Here is a 15,883-nt window from a genome sequence, read left to right as displayed (position 1 = left end):
CGTGTGTCGAGGTTCCCAACCATAGCCGATAACCGCGGCGCGCGAACGCTTTTCGCGCGCGGCGCGGCGGCGAGTCGGGCGCGACACGCCGGTGGAATAGAATGACCTGCACATTGCCTCCGTAGCTCAGGTGGATAGAGCAAGGGCCTTCTAATCCCTAGGTCGCACGTTCGAGTCGTGCCGGGGGCACTAACGCGCGATTCCGGCCAGTTCGCGTGCCACCGCGTCGAAGGCGCGCAGCGTGTCCAGCATGTGCGGCTCGTGGGAGTGCGGCTGGGCGGAAACCTTGGCCGCGACCAGCTCGGCGGGGCGGTTGACGTAGATCATCTGGCCGCACATGCCCAGGCACAACACGACGTCGTTGCCCGGGTAGGGAAACCACATCTGGTTGCGGTACATCCCGCCGGGCAGATCGGTGTCGTGGTCGGGGCTGGCGGCGAACGCCGCACGCGAGTCGGGACTGCCGTCGAGGGTGTCGGCGATCCATGCCGGTGGCACCACCTGCCGGCCGGTCAGCGACACGCCGTCGCGCAGGAACAGCGAGCCGAACCGGATCATGTCCGTCAGGCATGCGCTGATGCCGCCGTCGAAAAATCCGGTGCCGGCGGGATCGACACCGATGGTGGCGTCGCTCTGGGCGCCGATGCGGGTCCACAGCAGTTCGGACATCAGGTCGGTCATCCGCCGGCCGCCGGCGACCTCACAGATCCACCCGAGGACGTCGGTTTCGCACGAGCGATATTCGAACGGGCCGCCATGCGGCGACTTCTGGCGCAGGGTCAGCAGGAAGTCGTGCACCGTGGCGGGTCCGTCCGCCTTCCTTTTGGGCGCCCAGCCCATCGCCTGGTCGAGCAGGTGTATCTCCGCGGCCGGGTCGTCGTAGTTCTCCGAGAAGGCGATGCCGGACCTCATGTCCAGCAGGTGGCGCACCGTCGCACCGTCGTAACCGCAGTCCGCTAGGGCGGGAACGTATTTCGTCACCGGCGCGTCAACCTCGATCGAACCGGCGCCGTGCAACGCGCCGACGACTGCCGCCACCATCGACTTGCTCACCGAGAACAGCAGATGTCGCCTGTCCGCCCTGAGGTGGTCGAGATACTCCTCGGCCACCAGCGAGCCGCGGTGCGCGACGGCCCAGCCGTCGGTAACGGTGGCGGCCATCACCGCGCCGACGGTCGTGGTCGCCCCGTTGGTGCTGGTCACCCGGATCTCGGCCACCGGCGCAGGGGCCGCGGGCAGCGCCGCGACCGGCCCGGTCCCGCGCGCGATGGTCACCGTCGGCACCATGTCTTCGACGTGCTGGAACGACCACCGCGAATACGGCGGCGACAGCCAGTTGTCCAGTGAGATTCCCGCCGGGACGCTCACGCGCGCGCGACGAGTCGCGAGACGATCGGCGCGGCGGGCGTCAGGGGCGTTGAGGTGAACTTCGCCTTCATGCCCTTGACCCAGCGCTGGCACCGCTCGCTGAGCTGATAGTCGTCGGTCTGCAGGTGTGCGCGGGTGACGAGCACGCCGAGTTGGGCGCCCTCGGAACGCAAGTCGCCGGGCGCCGCGACCCGCATGTAAAAGGCCTCGGAGCCGTCGAGGAGCGTGGCCCAGTCGTTGGCGGTCCGCGAAAAGGTGACCCGACCGTCGTCGTCGATGCGCCATACTCCGGTGCGTGGCGTCGCGGTGAACATCTCGATATCCGGCGAGGTCTCGGTGAGTATCACCTGGCCCCAGACCTCGTCCTCGCCGTAGCCCCGCTCCCAGCGCGCGTTGATCTCGTCGATGTCGAGCTCGTACTCCACGTCCATGTACTCGAGCAGGTGAAACAGAAACAGCGGCATGTCGGCGTAGGCCTCGGTTGTCAGGTTCGTCATCGGACTCGCGCCGCTCAGGCGAGGATTCACCTCGCCGAGGTAGAGCTCGTCGGAGTCGAGGTCATGCAGCAGGTCCACCTCGAAGTAACCGAGGTAGCCCTCGCGGCGCATGACGTCGCCCAGCTTTGTCACCATTTCTCGCGCGGCGTGCGTCTGGGCGGGCGGAAGCACCTCGTGCCAGATGTCGTTGCCGCACCAACTGCCCCGGCTCGGCGTCAGCTCCGAATAGCCGACGAGACTGGTCATCGCGGGCCCGACCACGGTGCCGTGGCGGGTCACGGCGCCCTCGAGGCACACCTCGACATTGCGGATGCGCTTCATGACCTTGAGGTCCTGCCCGACCAGGTCACCGGCGTGCTCGTCCCAGTCGCGCTGACCGTGCACAAAGAACGTCCCGCTGCCGGCATTGCCATACGCGATCGAGATGACGAGGTCATCGCCCAAGCCGGCGTCTTGTGCGAGCGCCAGCAGTTCGTCGTACGAGCCGGCCCGCCCGATCGTGTTGGGCACGCTCGGTACCCCCGCCTCCTCGGCCAGGCGCGTCATGACGATCTTGGAGCCCAGGCGATTGCGCAGCTCGATCGGCGGATGCATGACCTCGAGGCCCGCGGACCGCGCGAGGGCCTGGATTTCCTCGTTCATCATCACAAAGCAGCACTTGCCACCGGGACCTTTACCGGCGATGAACTCGAGCGTCTCGGGGTCGGACAGGAGGTGGCTGCACACCTCGTCCATGGAGTCGAAATCGCGGCGGTCGCGCCGCCGCGGCACGAACACGCGCGAGTGGGTGCCCTCGAAAGAGTCGAAGTAGGTGAGGTAGAAGAAGTTCCGTATCCAGCGATCGACGCCGAGCAGGTTGAACGGCGTCGGCGAGATGAAGTACAGCGGCACCTTGTTGGTGTGGAAGAACGCGCGTATGTCCGAAAGGCCGTTCAACAGGCGGGGCGGCTCCGGCGCAGACCCGCCGGCGGGCACCATCACGCCGCTCGCGCCGACGTCGGCGCCTGCGGCCAGCGGTGGCATGGCGGCGGGGGCGCCCCGGTCGGCGTGTGGGCGGTCAGATCGCGTGTCTTCATCCCACAAGTCTGGCCCGGCCCACCGCCGGGCGAAAGTGCGGAGTGCGCGCGAGGCCGCGATGCGCCTTCTCTGGCAGGCCCGTCGCATCGGCGTCACCCGGTGGAAATGGTTTTTAACAACGGTTTCATCGCTGCGCGTCGCCCAGAGTTTGCCTATTAGACGGTTCGGGAACCACAATTGGCGTGTCGTGCGAGCAGATGACGCCAGCAGGGGGATCATGACTTAAAGGCGTCTCTATTCGAGGGGTGGTCGATGATGACGTCGGACGACTGGCAACCGGTGGTACGAGTTGGAAAACCAAAGTTCGTAGCCGGCCTGGGAAATAGGATCAAAGTCGAGGTCAAGACACGGGGGTGGCTAAGCCGAGACTGGCGCTGCTACTTCGGTCTACAGGTATCGCAGCAACGGCTCGATGCCAGATACTCCTCTTATCCCTGCTGGGACGAGGTCCAGCGCATCGAGGGCACGTGTGCCCTCGACGAAGCGGAGCGCTACATCGAAATGATCGATGCCGCAATCCACTACGCGAACACCAGATTGCGCAATGACGCGGTGCCCAAGACGGTCGTTTCCGGCGCGCAGCCGGAGCAACGGACGTGGGCGGTGAGACGGCGCCAGGCGGCGCTCGATGAACTGGCGACGAAGTTGGCGAGACCCGAGGTCGACGAGAACGTCGCCTCTTTAAATACATCTTTGTAATCAACGCGGTCCGACCGCGCGGATTGCGATCGAGGTCTGGACGAGGAAACCGCTAACGCATTCGTTTTTTACTCAACGATTCTTTGCTGAATTCCGACGCCACCCAATAGCGTTCGCGTTTGTCGGCGCTAAGCAATCCGCGACGGCGCCGAAGCGCAGGCAATTAATCGGCTGTTCAGGACCGGGCGGTTCCACACTCATACGGCAACCGACGTGGCGAAAATCCACCCCGACGCCCCGCAGTACCCTTACCCCTGCCCCGAGTCGCAGCCGGCGGCGCCGTAACCGTGCGTCGCCCAAGACCCGCCATCCCCCGAGCCGCGGAGGTACCCGATGGCCCAGTCAGACCTCGTCTTGTACACCGTCGACAATCGCGTCGCGCTGATCACCGTCAACGACCCCGACCGGCGCAACGCGGTCACCGCCGAGATGTCGGCGCGGCTGCGCGCGGCCATCGAGCGGGCGGAATCCGATCCCGACGTGCACGCCGTGGTGGTCACCGGTGCCGGCAAGGCCTTTTGCGCCGGCGCGGATCTGAGCGCGCTCGGAGCCGCCGGCGGCGACAAAGCCGAGACGGGTCTGCAGCAGCTCTACGACGGCTTCATGGCCGTCGGCAGTTGCCGGTTGCCCACCATCGCCGCGGTCAACGGCGCGGCCGTCGGCGCGGGCCTGAATCTCGCATTGGCGGCCGACGTCCGCATCGCCGGGCCGGCGGCGATGTTCGACGCCCGGTTCCAGAAGCTGGGGCTGCACCCCGGCGGCGGTGCGACGTGGATGCTGCAGCGGGCGGTGGGCCCCCAGGTCGCCCGCGCGGCACTGCTCTTCGGCATGCGTTTCGACGCCGAAGCCGCCGTGCACCACGGCTTGGCGCTGGCCGTCGCCGACGATCCCGTCGCCGCGGCGCTGGAGCTGGCGGCCGGGCCCGCGGCGGCCCCGCGCGAGGTCGTCCTGGCGACGAAGGCCACCATGCGCGCCACCGCCAGCCCGGGATCGCTCGATCACGAACAACACGTGTTCGCCATGCGCACCGAACTCGGGCCGCAGGCCTATTCCATCCAGTCACCGGAGTTCGCCCAGCGATTGGCCGCGGCGCAGCGCCGGTAACCGCCGCACAGCCGACTACAGGTCCAGCAGCGCGGTCATCGGTGACTCAACCAAATCCCTCAGCTCGGTGACGAACTGGGCCGCCTGCGCGCCGTCGGCGACGCGGTGGTCGAACACGCAGGTGAGCGTCATGGTCGGGCGCACCACGAGCTGATCACCGACGGCCACCGGGCGCGGTTTGATCGCCCCCATTCCCAGGATGGCCGCCTCCGGATGGTTGATCACCGGCACGCCGTCGTCGGCGCCCAGCGCACCGAAATTCGACACGGTGAAGGTGGAGCCGCGCAGTTCCGCCGGGGTCAGCGTGCCCGCTCGCGCGCCGGTGATCAATTCGGTTGCCCGTGTTGCCAGTTCGCGGGTCGTCTTGGTGTGCGCGTCGGTGATCACCGGGACCAGCAGCCCGCGCGGGGAGGCGACTCCGAATCCCAGGTGCACGCGATGCTCGACGCGAACCGCCGGTCCGTCGGGTGAGTCGACCCATGTCGAGTTGAGAATCTCGTTGTGGCGCAACGCGACGAGCAGCAGCCGCATCGTCAGGACGAACGGCGTGATCTTCTCCTCCGTCGACACCCGGTCGGACAGCCGCAGCAATTCGGTGCAGTCGACCGCGACACCGACTGTGGCGGAGGGGATCTCGCGGTGCGACAACGTCATCTTCTCGGCCATCCGCGCCTGCACGCCACGGACCGGCCGGACGTCGGCGCCGTTCTGGCCCGCGGCCGCCAGCACGTCCGCGCGGGTGATGATGCGGTCGGGATCGCCCTGCAGCGACCGCAGGTCGACCATCAGGTCCTTGGCCAATCTGCGCACCGGAGGGGAGGCGAGCGGGCGGCGGGTTCGTCGGCTGGCGTCGATGCCGGCGTCGGCGCCATAGCCGACCAAAGTGGGGACCGTCCCGGCGTCCCCGCGATCGTCGCCGTTCAGCGCGGCCGTGTCGATGCGGACCAACACCGCCCCCACCGGCAGCACATCGCCTTCGCCGCCGTGTGTTTCGACGATCCGACCCGCATACGGGCTGGGCAGCTCCACCTCCGCCTTCGCCGTCTCCACCGAGCACAACACCTGGTTGAGCTCGACGTCGTCGCCGACGGCGACGTTCCAGTGCGTCACGGTCACTTCCTGCAACCCCTCGCCGAGATCGGGGACGCGAAACGCCTTCACTCTTTCGTCGGTGCTCATGGCTGCCCCAACGCACGCTCGACGCAGTCCAGCAACCGGTCGGGGCCGGGCAGCCAGAGTCGCTCCAGCCGGGCCGGCGGGTAGGGGGTGTCGAATCCGCAGGCGCGCAACACCGGCGCCTCCAACTCGTAGAACATCTCCTCTTGAATCCGGGCGGCTAACTCGGCGCCATACCCCAGGCTGCGCGGCCCCTCGTGCATCACCACACAACGTCCGGTCCGATGAATCGACGCGGCCACGGTCTCGAAGTCCAACGGGACCAGTGACCGCAGGTCGATGACCTCGATGCTCCAACCACGTTGCCGCTGCGCCTCTTCGGCCGCGGCGACGGCGGTGCCGACCAGGCTGCCGTAGGTCACGACCGTCACGTCGGAGCCGGGCCTTCGTACCATCGCCTGCCCGATCGGCGGTTCCGGACGCTCGGTGTCGACCGTGCCGCGGACCTGATAGCGCCGCTTCGGCTCGAGGAACATCACCGGGTCCGGGCAGGCGATCGCGTGGCGAAGCAGCCAGTACGCGTCGGCCGGGCCGGAGGGGATCACCACCTTCAGACCCGCGGTATGGGCCCAATACGACTCGGTGGACTCCGAATGATGTTCTGCGGCACCGATTCCACCGAAGGAGGGGATCCGCACCGTGACCGGCATGTCGATTTCGCCGCGGGTGCGGGTGCGGTACTTCGCCAGATGGCTGACCACCTGATCGAAAGCGGGGTAGGAGAACCCGTCGAATTGAATCTCCGGCACCGGGACGAAGCCGCGCAACGCCAGCCCGACCGCGATGCCGATGATGGCGGATTCGGCCAGCGGCGTGTCGAAACAGCGCGTGTCGCCGAACGTTCCGGCGAGTCCGTCGGTCACCCGGAACACCCCACCCTCGACCGAGACGTCCTCACCGAACACCAGCACCCGGTCGTCGGCGGCCATCGCGTCATGCAGGCTTCGGTTGAGCGCCTGCACCATGGTCAGCGACTGCACACCGAGCGCTACGTTCTGCGAGGCCGGAGTGAGGGTTTCGGCCGGACCGGCGGGTCGATCCGCGAGCTGGGTCATTCGGGCCTCCCCAGTTCGGCCCGCAGCTGGTGGCGCTGCGCCTCGAGCCCGGGCGTCATCTCGGCGTACACGGTGGTGAATACCTCGTCGACGTCGAAATCGGGTGCCCCGCACACCGCGTCGCGCAGCTCGGCGCGCATCCGCTTGCAACGGGCAGCAACACGCTCCGCCAAGCGGTCCGACCACAGGCCCTGCCCCTGCAGGTAGGTGCGGTAGCGCGGGATCGGGTCGAGCGCCGCCCAGCGGTCCACCTCCTCCTGGGTCCGGTAGCGGCTGGGATCATCGGCGGTGGTGTGCGGGCCGAGCCGGTAGGTGACCGCCTCGATCAGGGTCGGGCCACCGCCGGCCCGGGCGCGGCCGGCGGCCTCGGCCATCACGGCGTAGCAGGCCAGCGCGTCGTTGCCGTCCACCCGGACCCCGGGCATGCCGTACCCGATTGCCTTGTGCGCGATCGACGGTGCCCTGGTCTGTTTGTGGATCGGCACCGAAATCGCCCACTGGTTGTTCTGCACGAAGAACACGCACGGCGTGGCGAACACGGCCGCGAAGTTCAGCGCCTCATGCACGTCCCCGACGCTGGTGGCACCGTCGCCGAGGAAGGCCACCGTCACCGAATCCTCGCCGAGACGCTGCGCGGCCATCGCCGCGCCGACGGCGTGCAGGGTCTGGGTGCCGATCGGAATCGAGGTCGGGGCGCAGCATTTCTTGGTGAATTCCAGTCCGCCGTGCCAGGTTCCGCGCCACACCGCCCCGACGTGCCCGGGCGGGATGCCGCGCACCAGATACACGCCGAGCTCCCGGTATTGGGGAAACAGCCAGTCCGTCTTGCGCAAAGGGGCCGCCGCGCCCACCTGGGCGGCTTCCTGACCGCGGCAGGACGCGAACAGCGCCAACTCCCCCTGGCGCTTGAGGTTGACGAACTCGGTGTCCAGCTCCCGGGTGACCGCCATCATCTCGTAGAGCCAGCACAGTGTCTCGGCGGGAAGGTCGCGGCCGTAGCGGAGTTCGGGCGTCGGTGTGCCGTCCGCGGCGACGAGTTGCACCGGGTCCAGGTCGACGGTCATCGGCAGTTCAGGCGCCTTTGCCATACCGTCTCCCTACCTCGGTGCCGCAGGGGCCACAGCAAAGCTCCCGAGACCCGCCGCGAGCCGAAGTCGATGACCAGCTACCCGAAAGTCTCCGCTCGCCGCGACACTGGCGTACTGACCATTATGCGCTCAAATCAGAAGAGACCGCGGCGATCGCGACCGTGTCGCGCCGTCGGGCACGGCGCTGTGGGCGGTCACTGGGCGGCGGATTGCCCCGCCCTGCGCACCAGCATCTCCGCGTGCTTGAGCACCGGCGAGTCCACCATCTGCCCCTCGAAGGCGAAAACGCCGCGCTCGGTGCGGGCGGCCGCCAATACCCTTCGCGCCCAGTCGACTTTGTCCTCGCTGGGTCGGTAGGCGTCGCGCACGACCGGAATCTGGGTCGGGTGAATGCAGACCGTCCCGTGGAAGCCCACCGCGACGGCGTCGTTGGCTTCCGCGCGCAGGCCGTCGAGGTCGCGGATGTCCAAATGCACCGCGTCGAGCGCGATGCGGCCGAAGGTGGACGCCGCCAGCAGAACCGTCGACCGGACGTGGCGGGCGACGTCGCGGTAGGTGCCGTCGGCCAGCCGGCTGGAGCTGCCGCCAAGGGCGGCGACCAGGTCCTCGGCGCCCCACATCATCGCGACGGTCCCGTCGGCGGTGGCGATCTCGGTGGTGAACACCGCCCCGCGGGGCGTCTCGATCAGCGCGATGACGTCGCGCGGTGCCAGCGCGGACACCTGCGCGGCCGACTCGGTCTTCGACAGCATCACCGTCGTGTACGCCGTCTCGGCCAGGGCGTCCAGGTCCCGGGCGTATTCCTCGGTGCCCGCCGCGTTGATGCGCACCACGGTGCGCTCGGGATCCAGCGGGGTCTCCCGCAGCGCCTTGCGGGCGGCGGGCTTGTCCGCCTCGGCCACGCCGTCCTCGAGGTCGAGGATCACCACGTCGGCCGCGGCGGCGGCCTTCGCGAACCGCTCGGGACGATCGGCCGGGCAGAACAGCCACCCCGGGCCGGCGGAGTGCAGGTTCATCGTGACTCCTCACCGTCCGGCCGCTTTTGGACCAGCGTGGTCCGCACCGCGCGCGCGACGACGTCGCCGTGCTGGTTGCGCCCGGTGTGCTCGAGGGTGACGATCCCTTCGCCGGGCCGGCTCTTGGACTCGCGCTTGCCGGTGCACACCGTCTCCGCGTAGAGGGTGTCGCCGTGAAAGACGGGCTTGGGAAACGACACCTCGGAGAAGCCCAGGTTGGCGACGATGGTCCCCAGCGTCAACTGCGAGACGGACAGGCCGACCAGCGTGGACAGGGTGAACATCGAGTTCACCAACCGCTCCCCCCGAAAGCCCGGCTGCTCGGCGGCCCAGGCCGCGTCCAGGTGCAGCGACTGGGTGTTCATCGTCAGCGTGGTGAACAAGACGTTGTCGGCCTCGGTGATGGTGCGGCCGGGACGGTGTAGGTAGGTGGTGCCGATCTCGAACTCCTCGAACCACAAGCCCCGCTGAATGATCGACTTGCCGCTCTGCTCGCTCATGACAGCCCCAGCGACCGCGCGATGAGCATCAGCTGCACCTCGGTGGTGCCCTCACCGATCTCGAGGATCTTGCTGTCGCGGTAGTGCCGCGCGACCGGATATTCGTTCATGAACCCGTAGCCGCCGTGGATCTGGGTGGCGTCGCGGGCGTTGTCCATGGCCGCTTCCGACGCGATCATCTTCGCGATGGCCGCCTCCTTCTTGAACGGCTTGCCTGCCAACATCTTTGCGGCCGCGTCGTAGTACGCCGTGCGCGCGACGTGGGCGCGTGCCTCCATCCGCGCAATCTTGAAGCTGATGGCCTGGTAGGAGCCGATCGGCTGACCGAACGACTGGCGTTCCCTGGCGTACTTGACGCTTTCGTCGACGCAGCCCTGCGCGGCGCCGGTGGCCAGCGCGGCGATGGCGATGCGGCCCTCGTCCAGGATGGACAAGAAGTTCGCGTAGCCGGTGCCGCGGGCGCCCAGCAGGTTCTCCTCGGGAACGCGGGCGTCGGCGAAGCTCAGCGGGTGGGTGTCCGAGGCGTTCCAGCCGACCTTGCTGTAGACCGGTTCGACGGTGAATCCCGGTGTGCCGTTGGGCACGATGATCGTCGAGATCTCCTTCTTGCCGTCACCGACCGTTCCCGTCACCGCGGTGACGGTGACCAGTTTGGTGATGTCGGTGCCGGAGTTGGTGATGAACTGCTTGCTGCCGTTGATCACCCACTCGCCGTTGTCGAGCCGGGCCGTGGTGCGGGTGGCGCCCGCGTCCGAGCCGGCGCCCGGCTCGGTGAGCCCGAAACCGGCCAGCGCCCGGCCGGCCGTCAGGTCCGGCAGCCACTTGGCCTTCTGTTCCTCGGAGCCGAACCGGTAGATCGGCATCGCACCGAGGCTGACGCCGGCCTCCAGCGTGATCGCCACCGACTGGTCGACCTTGCCCAGTTCCTCGAGCACCAGAGACAGGGCGAAGTAGTCACCGCCCATCCCGCCGTACTCCTCGGGGAACGGCAGGCCGAACAACCCCATCTCGCCCATCTTGGCGACGACTTCGTAGGGGAAGCTGTGCTCTTCGTCGTGTTTGGCCGACACCGGCGCGACCACGGTGCGCGCGAACTCGGCCACGGTGTCGCGAAGATCTTCGTATTCCTTGGGTAGCGTTCCCGCGGTGATGGATGTCGTCATGTCTCGTCCTTACTCGAATCGGCTGCTGTGTCGGGCTCTTCGGGGACCAGCCGGGCCAGCACTTGGTCGACGGTGACCTGATCGCCGACGGAGACCAAGAGCTCCACTCGTCCCGAAACCGGCGCGGAGAGCGAGTGTTCCATCTTCATCGCCTCCACGACCACCACCACGTCACCCTCGGATACCTCGGTGCCCGAGGGTGCCTGGACCGCGATCACACTGCCGGGCATGGGGCTGAGGATCTCGGCCTGCTGCGCGCCGGCCGCGCGGTGAATCTTGTGTTCCTCGGCCTCGCGCAGGTGCCAGGCCCCGCGCTCGTCGGCGATCCACAGGTGACGGTCGGCCTCCGCCCATCGGTATTCGCGGCGCACGCCGTCCAGCGTGACGTCCATCCGGGAACCGTCGAGCTGCACGCTGGCCGAACCGATCTCACCCGAGCCCACCTGCACCCGGGCGGCGCCGGGCGTGCCCCATACCGACACGGTGTCGCTGCGCAGCGGTGTCTGCATTTCGGTGCGGACGGGCGCCGGTGCCCCGCCGACCCGCCACCCGGTCGGCACGGCCCAGGGGTTACCCGCGGCCCGGCGGTCCAGGGCCCACTGGCGGTAGAGGCCCCCGGCGGCGAGCACGTCGTCGGGGGCCGGCAGCGGTGCGAAGTCCGCCACCCGCTCGTCGAGCAGCGCCGTGTCCAGGTCACCGGCGCGGACGCGCTCGTCGGCCAGCAGGAACCGCAGGAATTCGATGTTGGTCTGCACACCCAGGATCGCCGTGTGCGCAAGCGCCCCGTCGAGTTTCGCCAGCGCCTCGTCGCGGTCCTCGCCATGGGCGATCACCTTGCTCAGCATCGGGTCGTAGTCGCTGCCGACCAGCGTGCCCGCCAGCAGCGATGAGTCGACGCGGACCCCGGCCCCCGACGGTTCGACGACCTGCAGCACCCGACCGCCGGTGGGCAAGAAGCCCCGTGCGGGATCCTCGGCGTACACCCGGGCCTCGATCGCGTGGCCGTGCAGTTCGATGTCGTCCTGCGCGAAGCCCAGCTTCTCTCCGGCCGCGACCCGTAGCTGCCACTCGACCAGGTCCAGGCCGGTAATAGCTTCGGTGACCGGGTGTTCCACCTGCAGCCGGGTGTTCATCTCCATGAAGAAGAACTCGTCGGGCCGATCGGCGGACACGATGAACTCCACGGTGCCCGCCCCGACGTAGTCGACGCTGCGGGCGGTGTTGCAGGCGGCCGCTCCGATGCGGGCGCGGGTCTGCGGGTCGAGCAACGGAGAAGGCGCCTCCTCGATCACCTTCTGGTGGCGCCGCTGCAGGCTGCACTCACGCTCGCCGAGGTGCACCACGTTGCCGTGGGTGTCGGCGAGCACCTGCACCTCGATGTGCCGGGGCCGCAACACGAATCGCTCCAGGAACAGCGTGTCGTCGCCGAACGACGAGGCGGCCTCCCGCCGTGCCCCCAGCAAGGCGTCGCGCAGCCGGCTCGGGTCCTCGACCAGGCGCATGCCTTTGCCGCCGCCGCCCGCCGACGGTTTGATCAGCACCGGATACCCGACCTCGTCGGCGGCCGCGACCAGTTCCTCGTCGGTCAGTCCGGGCTTGGCCACCCCGGGCACCACCGGCACGTCGAATGCGGCGACCGCGTTCTTGGCGGTGATCTTGTCCCCCATCACCTGGATCGCCCGCGGCGGCGGCCCCAGGAACACCACCCCGGCACGCTCGCAGGCGGCGGCGAATTCGGCGTTCTCCGAGAGGAACCCGTAGCCCGGGTGGATCGCCTGAGCTCCGGTGCGTGCCGCCGCGTCCAGCACCTTGCCGATGTCGAGGTAGCTGTCGCGGGCCGCGGCGGGCCCGAGCCGGACGGCCGTGTCGGCCTCCAGGACGTGGCGGGCGTTGGCGTCAGGGTCGCTGTATACCGCCACCGAGCGGATGCCCAGCCGGCGCAGGGTTCGCATCACCCGGACGGCGATCTCGCCGCGGTTGGCCACCAATACGGTCTCGAACATGGTCATCACATCCGGAAGACGCCGTAGGACACCGGCTCCAGCGGGGCGTGAGCACATATCGAAAGGGCCAGCCCGACAACTGTTCTGGTGTCGGCCGGATCGATGATGCCGTCGTCCCACAGGCGCGCGGTCGAATAATACGGGTTGCCCTGGTCCTCGTATTGGGCGCGGATCGGCGCCTTGAAGGCCTCCTCCTCGTCGGGCGGCCAGGGTTTGCCCGAAGCGGCCAGCTGCTCGCCGCGCACCGTGGCCAGCACCGAGGCGGCCTGCTCGCCGCCCATCACCGAGATCCGGGCGTTGGGCCACATCCACAGGAAGCGCGGCGAGTACGCCCGTCCGCACATCGAATAATTGCCCGCACCATAGGATCCGCCGATCACCACCGTCAGCTTGGGCACCCGGGCGCAGGCCACGGCGGTTACCATCTTGGCACCGTGCTTGGCGATGCCGCCCGCTTCGTAGTCGCGTCCGACCATGAACCCGGCAATGTTCTGCAAAAACAGCAACGGAATCTTGCGTTTGTCGCAGAGCTCGATGAAATGCGCGCCCTTCAAGGCGGATTCGCTGAACAGGACACCGTTGTTGGCGACGATCCCGACGGGGTGGCCGTGGATGCGCGCGAAGGCGGTCACCAGCGTCTTGCCGTAATTGGCCTTGAATTCACTGAACTCTCCGCCGTCGACCAGCCGCACGATCACCTCGTGCACGTCATAGGGCACCCGGGGATCCGGAGGCACCACGTCGTAAAGCTCGGTCTGCGCGTGTGTCGGCTCGACCGTGGGCCGGACGTCCCACTGGCCGGGCTCGCGCGGGCCGAAGGTCGCCGCGATCGCGCGCACGATGCGCAGCGCGTGCTCGTCGTCGTCGGCGAGGTGGTCGGTGACACCGGAGACCCGCGAGTGCAGGTCGCCGCCGCCGAGGTCCTCGGCCGAGACGATCTCCCCGGTGGCCGCCTTCACCAGTGGCGGCCCGCCGAGGAAGATGGTGCCCTGCTCGCGCACGATGACGGCCTCGTCGCTCATGGCCGGCACGTACGCTCCACCCGCCGTGCACGAACCGAGGACGGCGGCCACCTGCGGAATCTCCTTGGCGCTCATGGTCGCCTGGTTGTAGAAGATCCGGCCGAAGTGCTCGCGGTCGGGGAACACCTCGTCTTGACGCGGCAGGAATGCGCCCCCGGAGTCCACCAGATAGATGCAGGGCAAGCGATTCTGCAGCGCGACCTCCTGCGCGCGCAGGTGCTTCTTGACCGTGATCGGGTAGTAGGTGCCACCTTTCACCGTGGCGTCGTTGGCGACGATCACGCACTCCCGCCCGGACACCCGGCCGATCCCGGTGATGATTCCCGCGCCCGGCGACTCGTCGTCGTACATCCCGTTGGCGGCCAGCGGGGCCAGCTCCAAGAACGGGCTGCCCGGGTCGAGCAACCGGTCCACCCGCTCGCGCGGCAGCAGCTTGCCGCGACTGACGTGGCGTTCGCGCGCGCGTTCGTTGCCGCCCAGCGCCGCGGCCGCCAGCTTGGCGTTCAATTCGGCGACCAGCCGGCGGTGCTCGTCGGCGAACGACGGCGCGGTCATCACGGTTGAAGTCACGAATGCCTCCCGGTTGTCGCCAGCACAAGCGGCGGTTCGGTTTTGTCCAGCACCTCGTCGACCGAGACGCCGGGGGCGGTCTCGATCAAGTGCAAACCGTCATCGCGGACGTCGATGACGGCCAGATCGGTGATGATGCGGTCGACACAGCCCGTGCCGGTCAGCGGAAGGGTGCACCGCGCAACGATTTTCGGGCTGCCGTCGCGTGCGGTGTGCTCCATCATCGCGATCACCTTGCGCGCGCCGTGGACCAGGTCCATCGCGCCGCCCATGCCCTTCACCAGCTTTCCCGGAATCACCCAGTTGGCCAGGTCGCCGGTGGCCGAAACCTGCATCGCCCCGAGCACGGCCACGTCGAGGTGCCCGCCGCGGATGATCCCGAACGAGGCCGAGGAACCGAAGAAGGCCGCACCCGGCATCGTGGTGACCGTCTCCTTGCCGGCGTTGATCAGATCCGCGTCGGCGTCCTCGGGCCGGGGATAGGGCCCCACCCCCAGGATTCCGTTCTCCGAATGCACGACGACGGTGACGCCGGCCGGGATGTGGTTGGGCACCAGGGTGGGCATCCCGATGCCCAGGTTCACGTATTGGCCGTCTTCGAATTCCGCGGCCACCCGCGCCGCCAAACCCTCTCTACTCCATGGCATCAGCGCACCGTCAGCTTCTCGATCGGCTTGACCGGGTCGGGCACATGCACGACCCGTTGCACGAAGACGCCCGGGGTGTGCACCGTCGCGGGATCGATTTCTCCCGGCGCGACGAGATGCTCCACCTCGGCGATGGTGATGCTGCCGGCCTGCGCGCAGTCGGGGTTGAAGTTGGCGGCGGCCCGGCGGTAGACCAGGTTGCCGTGCCGGTCGCCCTTCCAGGCGTGTACCAGCGCGAAGTCGGTGCGGATGGCCCGCTCCAGGACATAGGTGACGCCATCGAATTCGCGGGTCTCCTTCGGCGGCGACATCACGGCCACCGCGCCGGATGCGTCGTAACGCCACGGCAGACCACCGTCGGCGACGGGGGTGCCGACGCCCGCCGGGGTGTAAAAGGCCGGGATTCCCATCCCGCCGGCACGCAGCCGCTCCGCGAGCGTGCCCTGCGGGGTGAGCTCCACCTCGAGTTCACCCGCGAGGAACTGGCGGGCGAACTCCTTGTTGTCACCGACGTAGGAGGCGATGGCCCGGCGAATTCGCTTGTGCTCCAACAGGCGAACCAACCCGACGCCGTTTCCGCCGCAGTTGTTGGACACCGTCTCCAAGTCACGCGCGCCGGTGGTCACCAGCGCGGCGATCAGCGCCTCGGGGATGCCGCAAAACCCGAAGCCCCCCACCGCGAGGGAGGATCCGTCGGTTATGTCGGCAACCGCCTCGGCGGCCGTCGCCACCACCTTGTCCATCGCCGCAGCAGCCTCCTTGCCGTCGGGCGGGCGGTTTTGAGTTAATGCTCATTAACTCGCCGCTGAGAATACCATTGGCGACCCCACCGGTCCAGAAACGCCGTTCCGGCATGGTGCCGTCCGTTACCGCAGGTTAATCGTGGATAACTCGTGCT

At 68.3% G+C, this 15,883-nt stretch carries 14 protein-coding genes and 1 tRNA gene; 3 read left to right on the top strand and 12 right to left on the bottom strand.

The genetic code is table 11. The features are described from left to right. Window positions 1-115 precede the first annotated feature (115 nt). Window positions 116-189, top strand: a tRNA-Arg gene (locus U8D42_RS05035). Here U8D42_RS05035 and U8D42_RS05030 read toward each other — a convergent pair. Then, on the bottom strand, window positions 190-1,368 hold the full coding sequence (locus tag U8D42_RS05030; RefSeq protein ID WP_085239080.1) for a serine hydrolase domain-containing protein: 1,179 nt from the start codon (window positions 1,366-1,368) through the stop codon (window positions 190-192). Continuing rightward, a complete protein-coding gene (locus U8D42_RS05025; RefSeq protein ID WP_322859468.1) occupies window positions 1,365-2,846 on the bottom strand; it encodes a biotin carboxylase in 1,482 nt (493 codons plus the stop codon). The genes U8D42_RS05030 and U8D42_RS05025 overlap by 4 nt, the downstream gene beginning before the upstream one ends. 351 nt (window positions 2,847-3,197) lie before the next feature. Here U8D42_RS05025 and U8D42_RS05020 point away from each other — a divergent pair, with 351 nt between their 5' ends. Then, complete coding sequence (locus tag U8D42_RS05020) at window positions 3,198-3,641, top strand: hypothetical protein (RefSeq protein WP_322859019.1); 444 nt, start codon at window positions 3,198-3,200, stop codon at window positions 3,639-3,641. Window positions 3,642-3,974: 333 nt separating this feature from the next. Beyond that, a complete protein-coding gene (locus U8D42_RS05015; protein ID WP_085239082.1) occupies window positions 3,975-4,745 on the top strand; it encodes an enoyl-CoA hydratase in 771 nt (256 codons plus the stop codon). Between the two features lie 15 nt (window positions 4,746-4,760). On the opposite strand, the gene U8D42_RS05010 is transcribed toward U8D42_RS05015, so the two are convergent. From U8D42_RS05010 to U8D42_RS04965, 10 genes are all read right to left on the bottom strand, one after another. Beyond that, on the bottom strand, window positions 4,761-5,924 hold the full coding sequence (locus tag U8D42_RS05010; protein ID WP_322859020.1) for a dihydrolipoamide acetyltransferase family protein: 1,164 nt from the start codon (window positions 5,922-5,924) through the stop codon (window positions 4,761-4,763). Continuing rightward, window positions 5,921-6,976: a 3-methyl-2-oxobutanoate dehydrogenase subunit beta gene (bkdB, locus tag U8D42_RS05005; protein WP_322859021.1), complete on the bottom strand. Its 1,056-nt coding sequence runs from the start codon at window positions 6,974-6,976 to the stop codon at window positions 5,921-5,923. The genes U8D42_RS05010 and bkdB overlap by 4 nt, the downstream gene beginning before the upstream one ends. Beyond that, the gene (gene pdhA, locus U8D42_RS05000) at window positions 6,973-8,064 is read right to left on the bottom strand and encodes a pyruvate dehydrogenase (acetyl-transferring) E1 component subunit alpha (protein ID WP_322859022.1); all 1,092 of its coding nucleotides are present in this window, start codon (window positions 8,062-8,064) and stop codon (window positions 6,973-6,975) included. The genes bkdB and pdhA overlap by 4 nt, the downstream gene beginning before the upstream one ends. Window positions 8,065-8,258: 194 nt before the next feature. Beyond that, window positions 8,259-9,080, bottom strand: a complete 822-nt coding sequence (locus tag U8D42_RS04995) for an HpcH/HpaI aldolase/citrate lyase family protein (protein ID WP_322859023.1) — start codon at window positions 9,078-9,080, stop codon at window positions 8,259-8,261. Then, complete coding sequence (locus tag U8D42_RS04990) at window positions 9,077-9,580, bottom strand: MaoC family dehydratase (RefSeq protein ID WP_085239087.1); 504 nt, start codon at window positions 9,578-9,580, stop codon at window positions 9,077-9,079. The genes U8D42_RS04995 and U8D42_RS04990 overlap by 4 nt, the downstream gene beginning before the upstream one ends. Then, window positions 9,577-10,743, bottom strand: a complete 1,167-nt coding sequence (locus U8D42_RS04985; RefSeq protein WP_085239088.1) for an acyl-CoA dehydrogenase family protein — start codon at window positions 10,741-10,743, stop codon at window positions 9,577-9,579. The genes U8D42_RS04990 and U8D42_RS04985 overlap by 4 nt, the downstream gene beginning before the upstream one ends. Further along, entirely contained in the window at window positions 10,740-12,746 is a 2,007-nt protein-coding gene (locus tag U8D42_RS04980) for an acetyl/propionyl/methylcrotonyl-CoA carboxylase subunit alpha (protein ID WP_322859024.1), read from the bottom strand. The genes U8D42_RS04985 and U8D42_RS04980 overlap by 4 nt, the downstream gene beginning before the upstream one ends. 5 nt (window positions 12,747-12,751) lie before the next feature. Continuing rightward, on the bottom strand, window positions 12,752-14,323 hold the full coding sequence (locus tag U8D42_RS04975) for a carboxyl transferase domain-containing protein (RefSeq protein ID WP_322859469.1): 1,572 nt from the start codon (window positions 14,321-14,323) through the stop codon (window positions 12,752-12,754). Between the two features lie 11 nt (window positions 14,324-14,334). Further along, window positions 14,335-14,985: a 3-oxoacid CoA-transferase subunit B gene (locus U8D42_RS04970; protein WP_322859025.1), complete on the bottom strand. Its 651-nt coding sequence runs from the start codon at window positions 14,983-14,985 to the stop codon at window positions 14,335-14,337. Beyond that, window positions 14,985-15,728 (bottom strand): CoA transferase subunit A, encoded by a 744-nt coding sequence (locus U8D42_RS04965; RefSeq protein ID WP_322859026.1) that lies wholly within the window; start codon window positions 15,726-15,728, stop codon window positions 14,985-14,987. The genes U8D42_RS04970 and U8D42_RS04965 overlap by 1 nt, the downstream gene beginning before the upstream one ends. Window positions 15,729-15,883: the final 155 nt, after the last annotated feature.

Source organism: Mycobacterium europaeum (assembly GCF_034555895.2).
Classification (GTDB): domain Bacteria; phylum Actinomycetota; class Actinomycetes; order Mycobacteriales; family Mycobacteriaceae; genus Mycobacterium; species Mycobacterium europaeum.
Note: the sequence above shows the minus strand (reverse complement) of the source record. Positions and strands in the feature narration are given on the sequence as shown.

Coding starts and splice junctions, on each gene's coding strand:
- U8D42_RS04965 (WP_322859026.1), bottom strand. CDS start 15,728: ATGGACAAGGTGGTGGCGACGGCCGCCGAGGCGGTTGCCGACATAACC.
- bkdB (WP_322859021.1), bottom strand. CDS start 6,976: ATGACCCAGCTCGCGGATCGACCCGCCGGTCCGGCCGAAACCCTCACT.
- U8D42_RS04980 (WP_322859024.1), bottom strand. CDS start 12,746: ATGTTCGAGACCGTATTGGTGGCCAACCGCGGCGAGATCGCCGTCCGG.
- U8D42_RS04990 (WP_085239087.1), bottom strand. CDS start 9,580: ATGAGCGAGCAGAGCGGCAAGTCGATCATTCAGCGGGGCTTGTGGTTC.
- U8D42_RS05010 (WP_322859020.1), bottom strand. CDS start 5,924: ATGAGCACCGACGAAAGAGTGAAGGCGTTTCGCGTCCCCGATCTCGGC.
- U8D42_RS04975 (WP_322859469.1), bottom strand. CDS start 14,323: ATGACCGCGCCGTCGTTCGCCGACGAGCACCGCCGGCTGGTCGCCGAA.
- U8D42_RS04970 (WP_322859025.1), bottom strand. CDS start 14,985: ATGCCATGGAGTAGAGAGGGTTTGGCGGCGCGGGTGGCCGCGGAATTC.
- pdhA (WP_322859022.1), bottom strand. CDS start 8,064: ATGGCAAAGGCGCCTGAACTGCCGATGACCGTCGACCTGGACCCGGTG.
- U8D42_RS05020 (WP_322859019.1), top strand. CDS start 3,198: ATGACGTCGGACGACTGGCAACCGGTGGTACGAGTTGGAAAACCAAAG.
- U8D42_RS04995 (WP_322859023.1), bottom strand. CDS start 9,080: ATGAACCTGCACTCCGCCGGCCCGGGGTGGCTGTTCTGCCCGGCCGAT.
- U8D42_RS05015 (WP_085239082.1), top strand. CDS start 3,975: ATGGCCCAGTCAGACCTCGTCTTGTACACCGTCGACAATCGCGTCGCG.
- U8D42_RS04985 (WP_085239088.1), bottom strand. CDS start 10,743: ATGACGACATCCATCACCGCGGGAACGCTACCCAAGGAATACGAAGAT.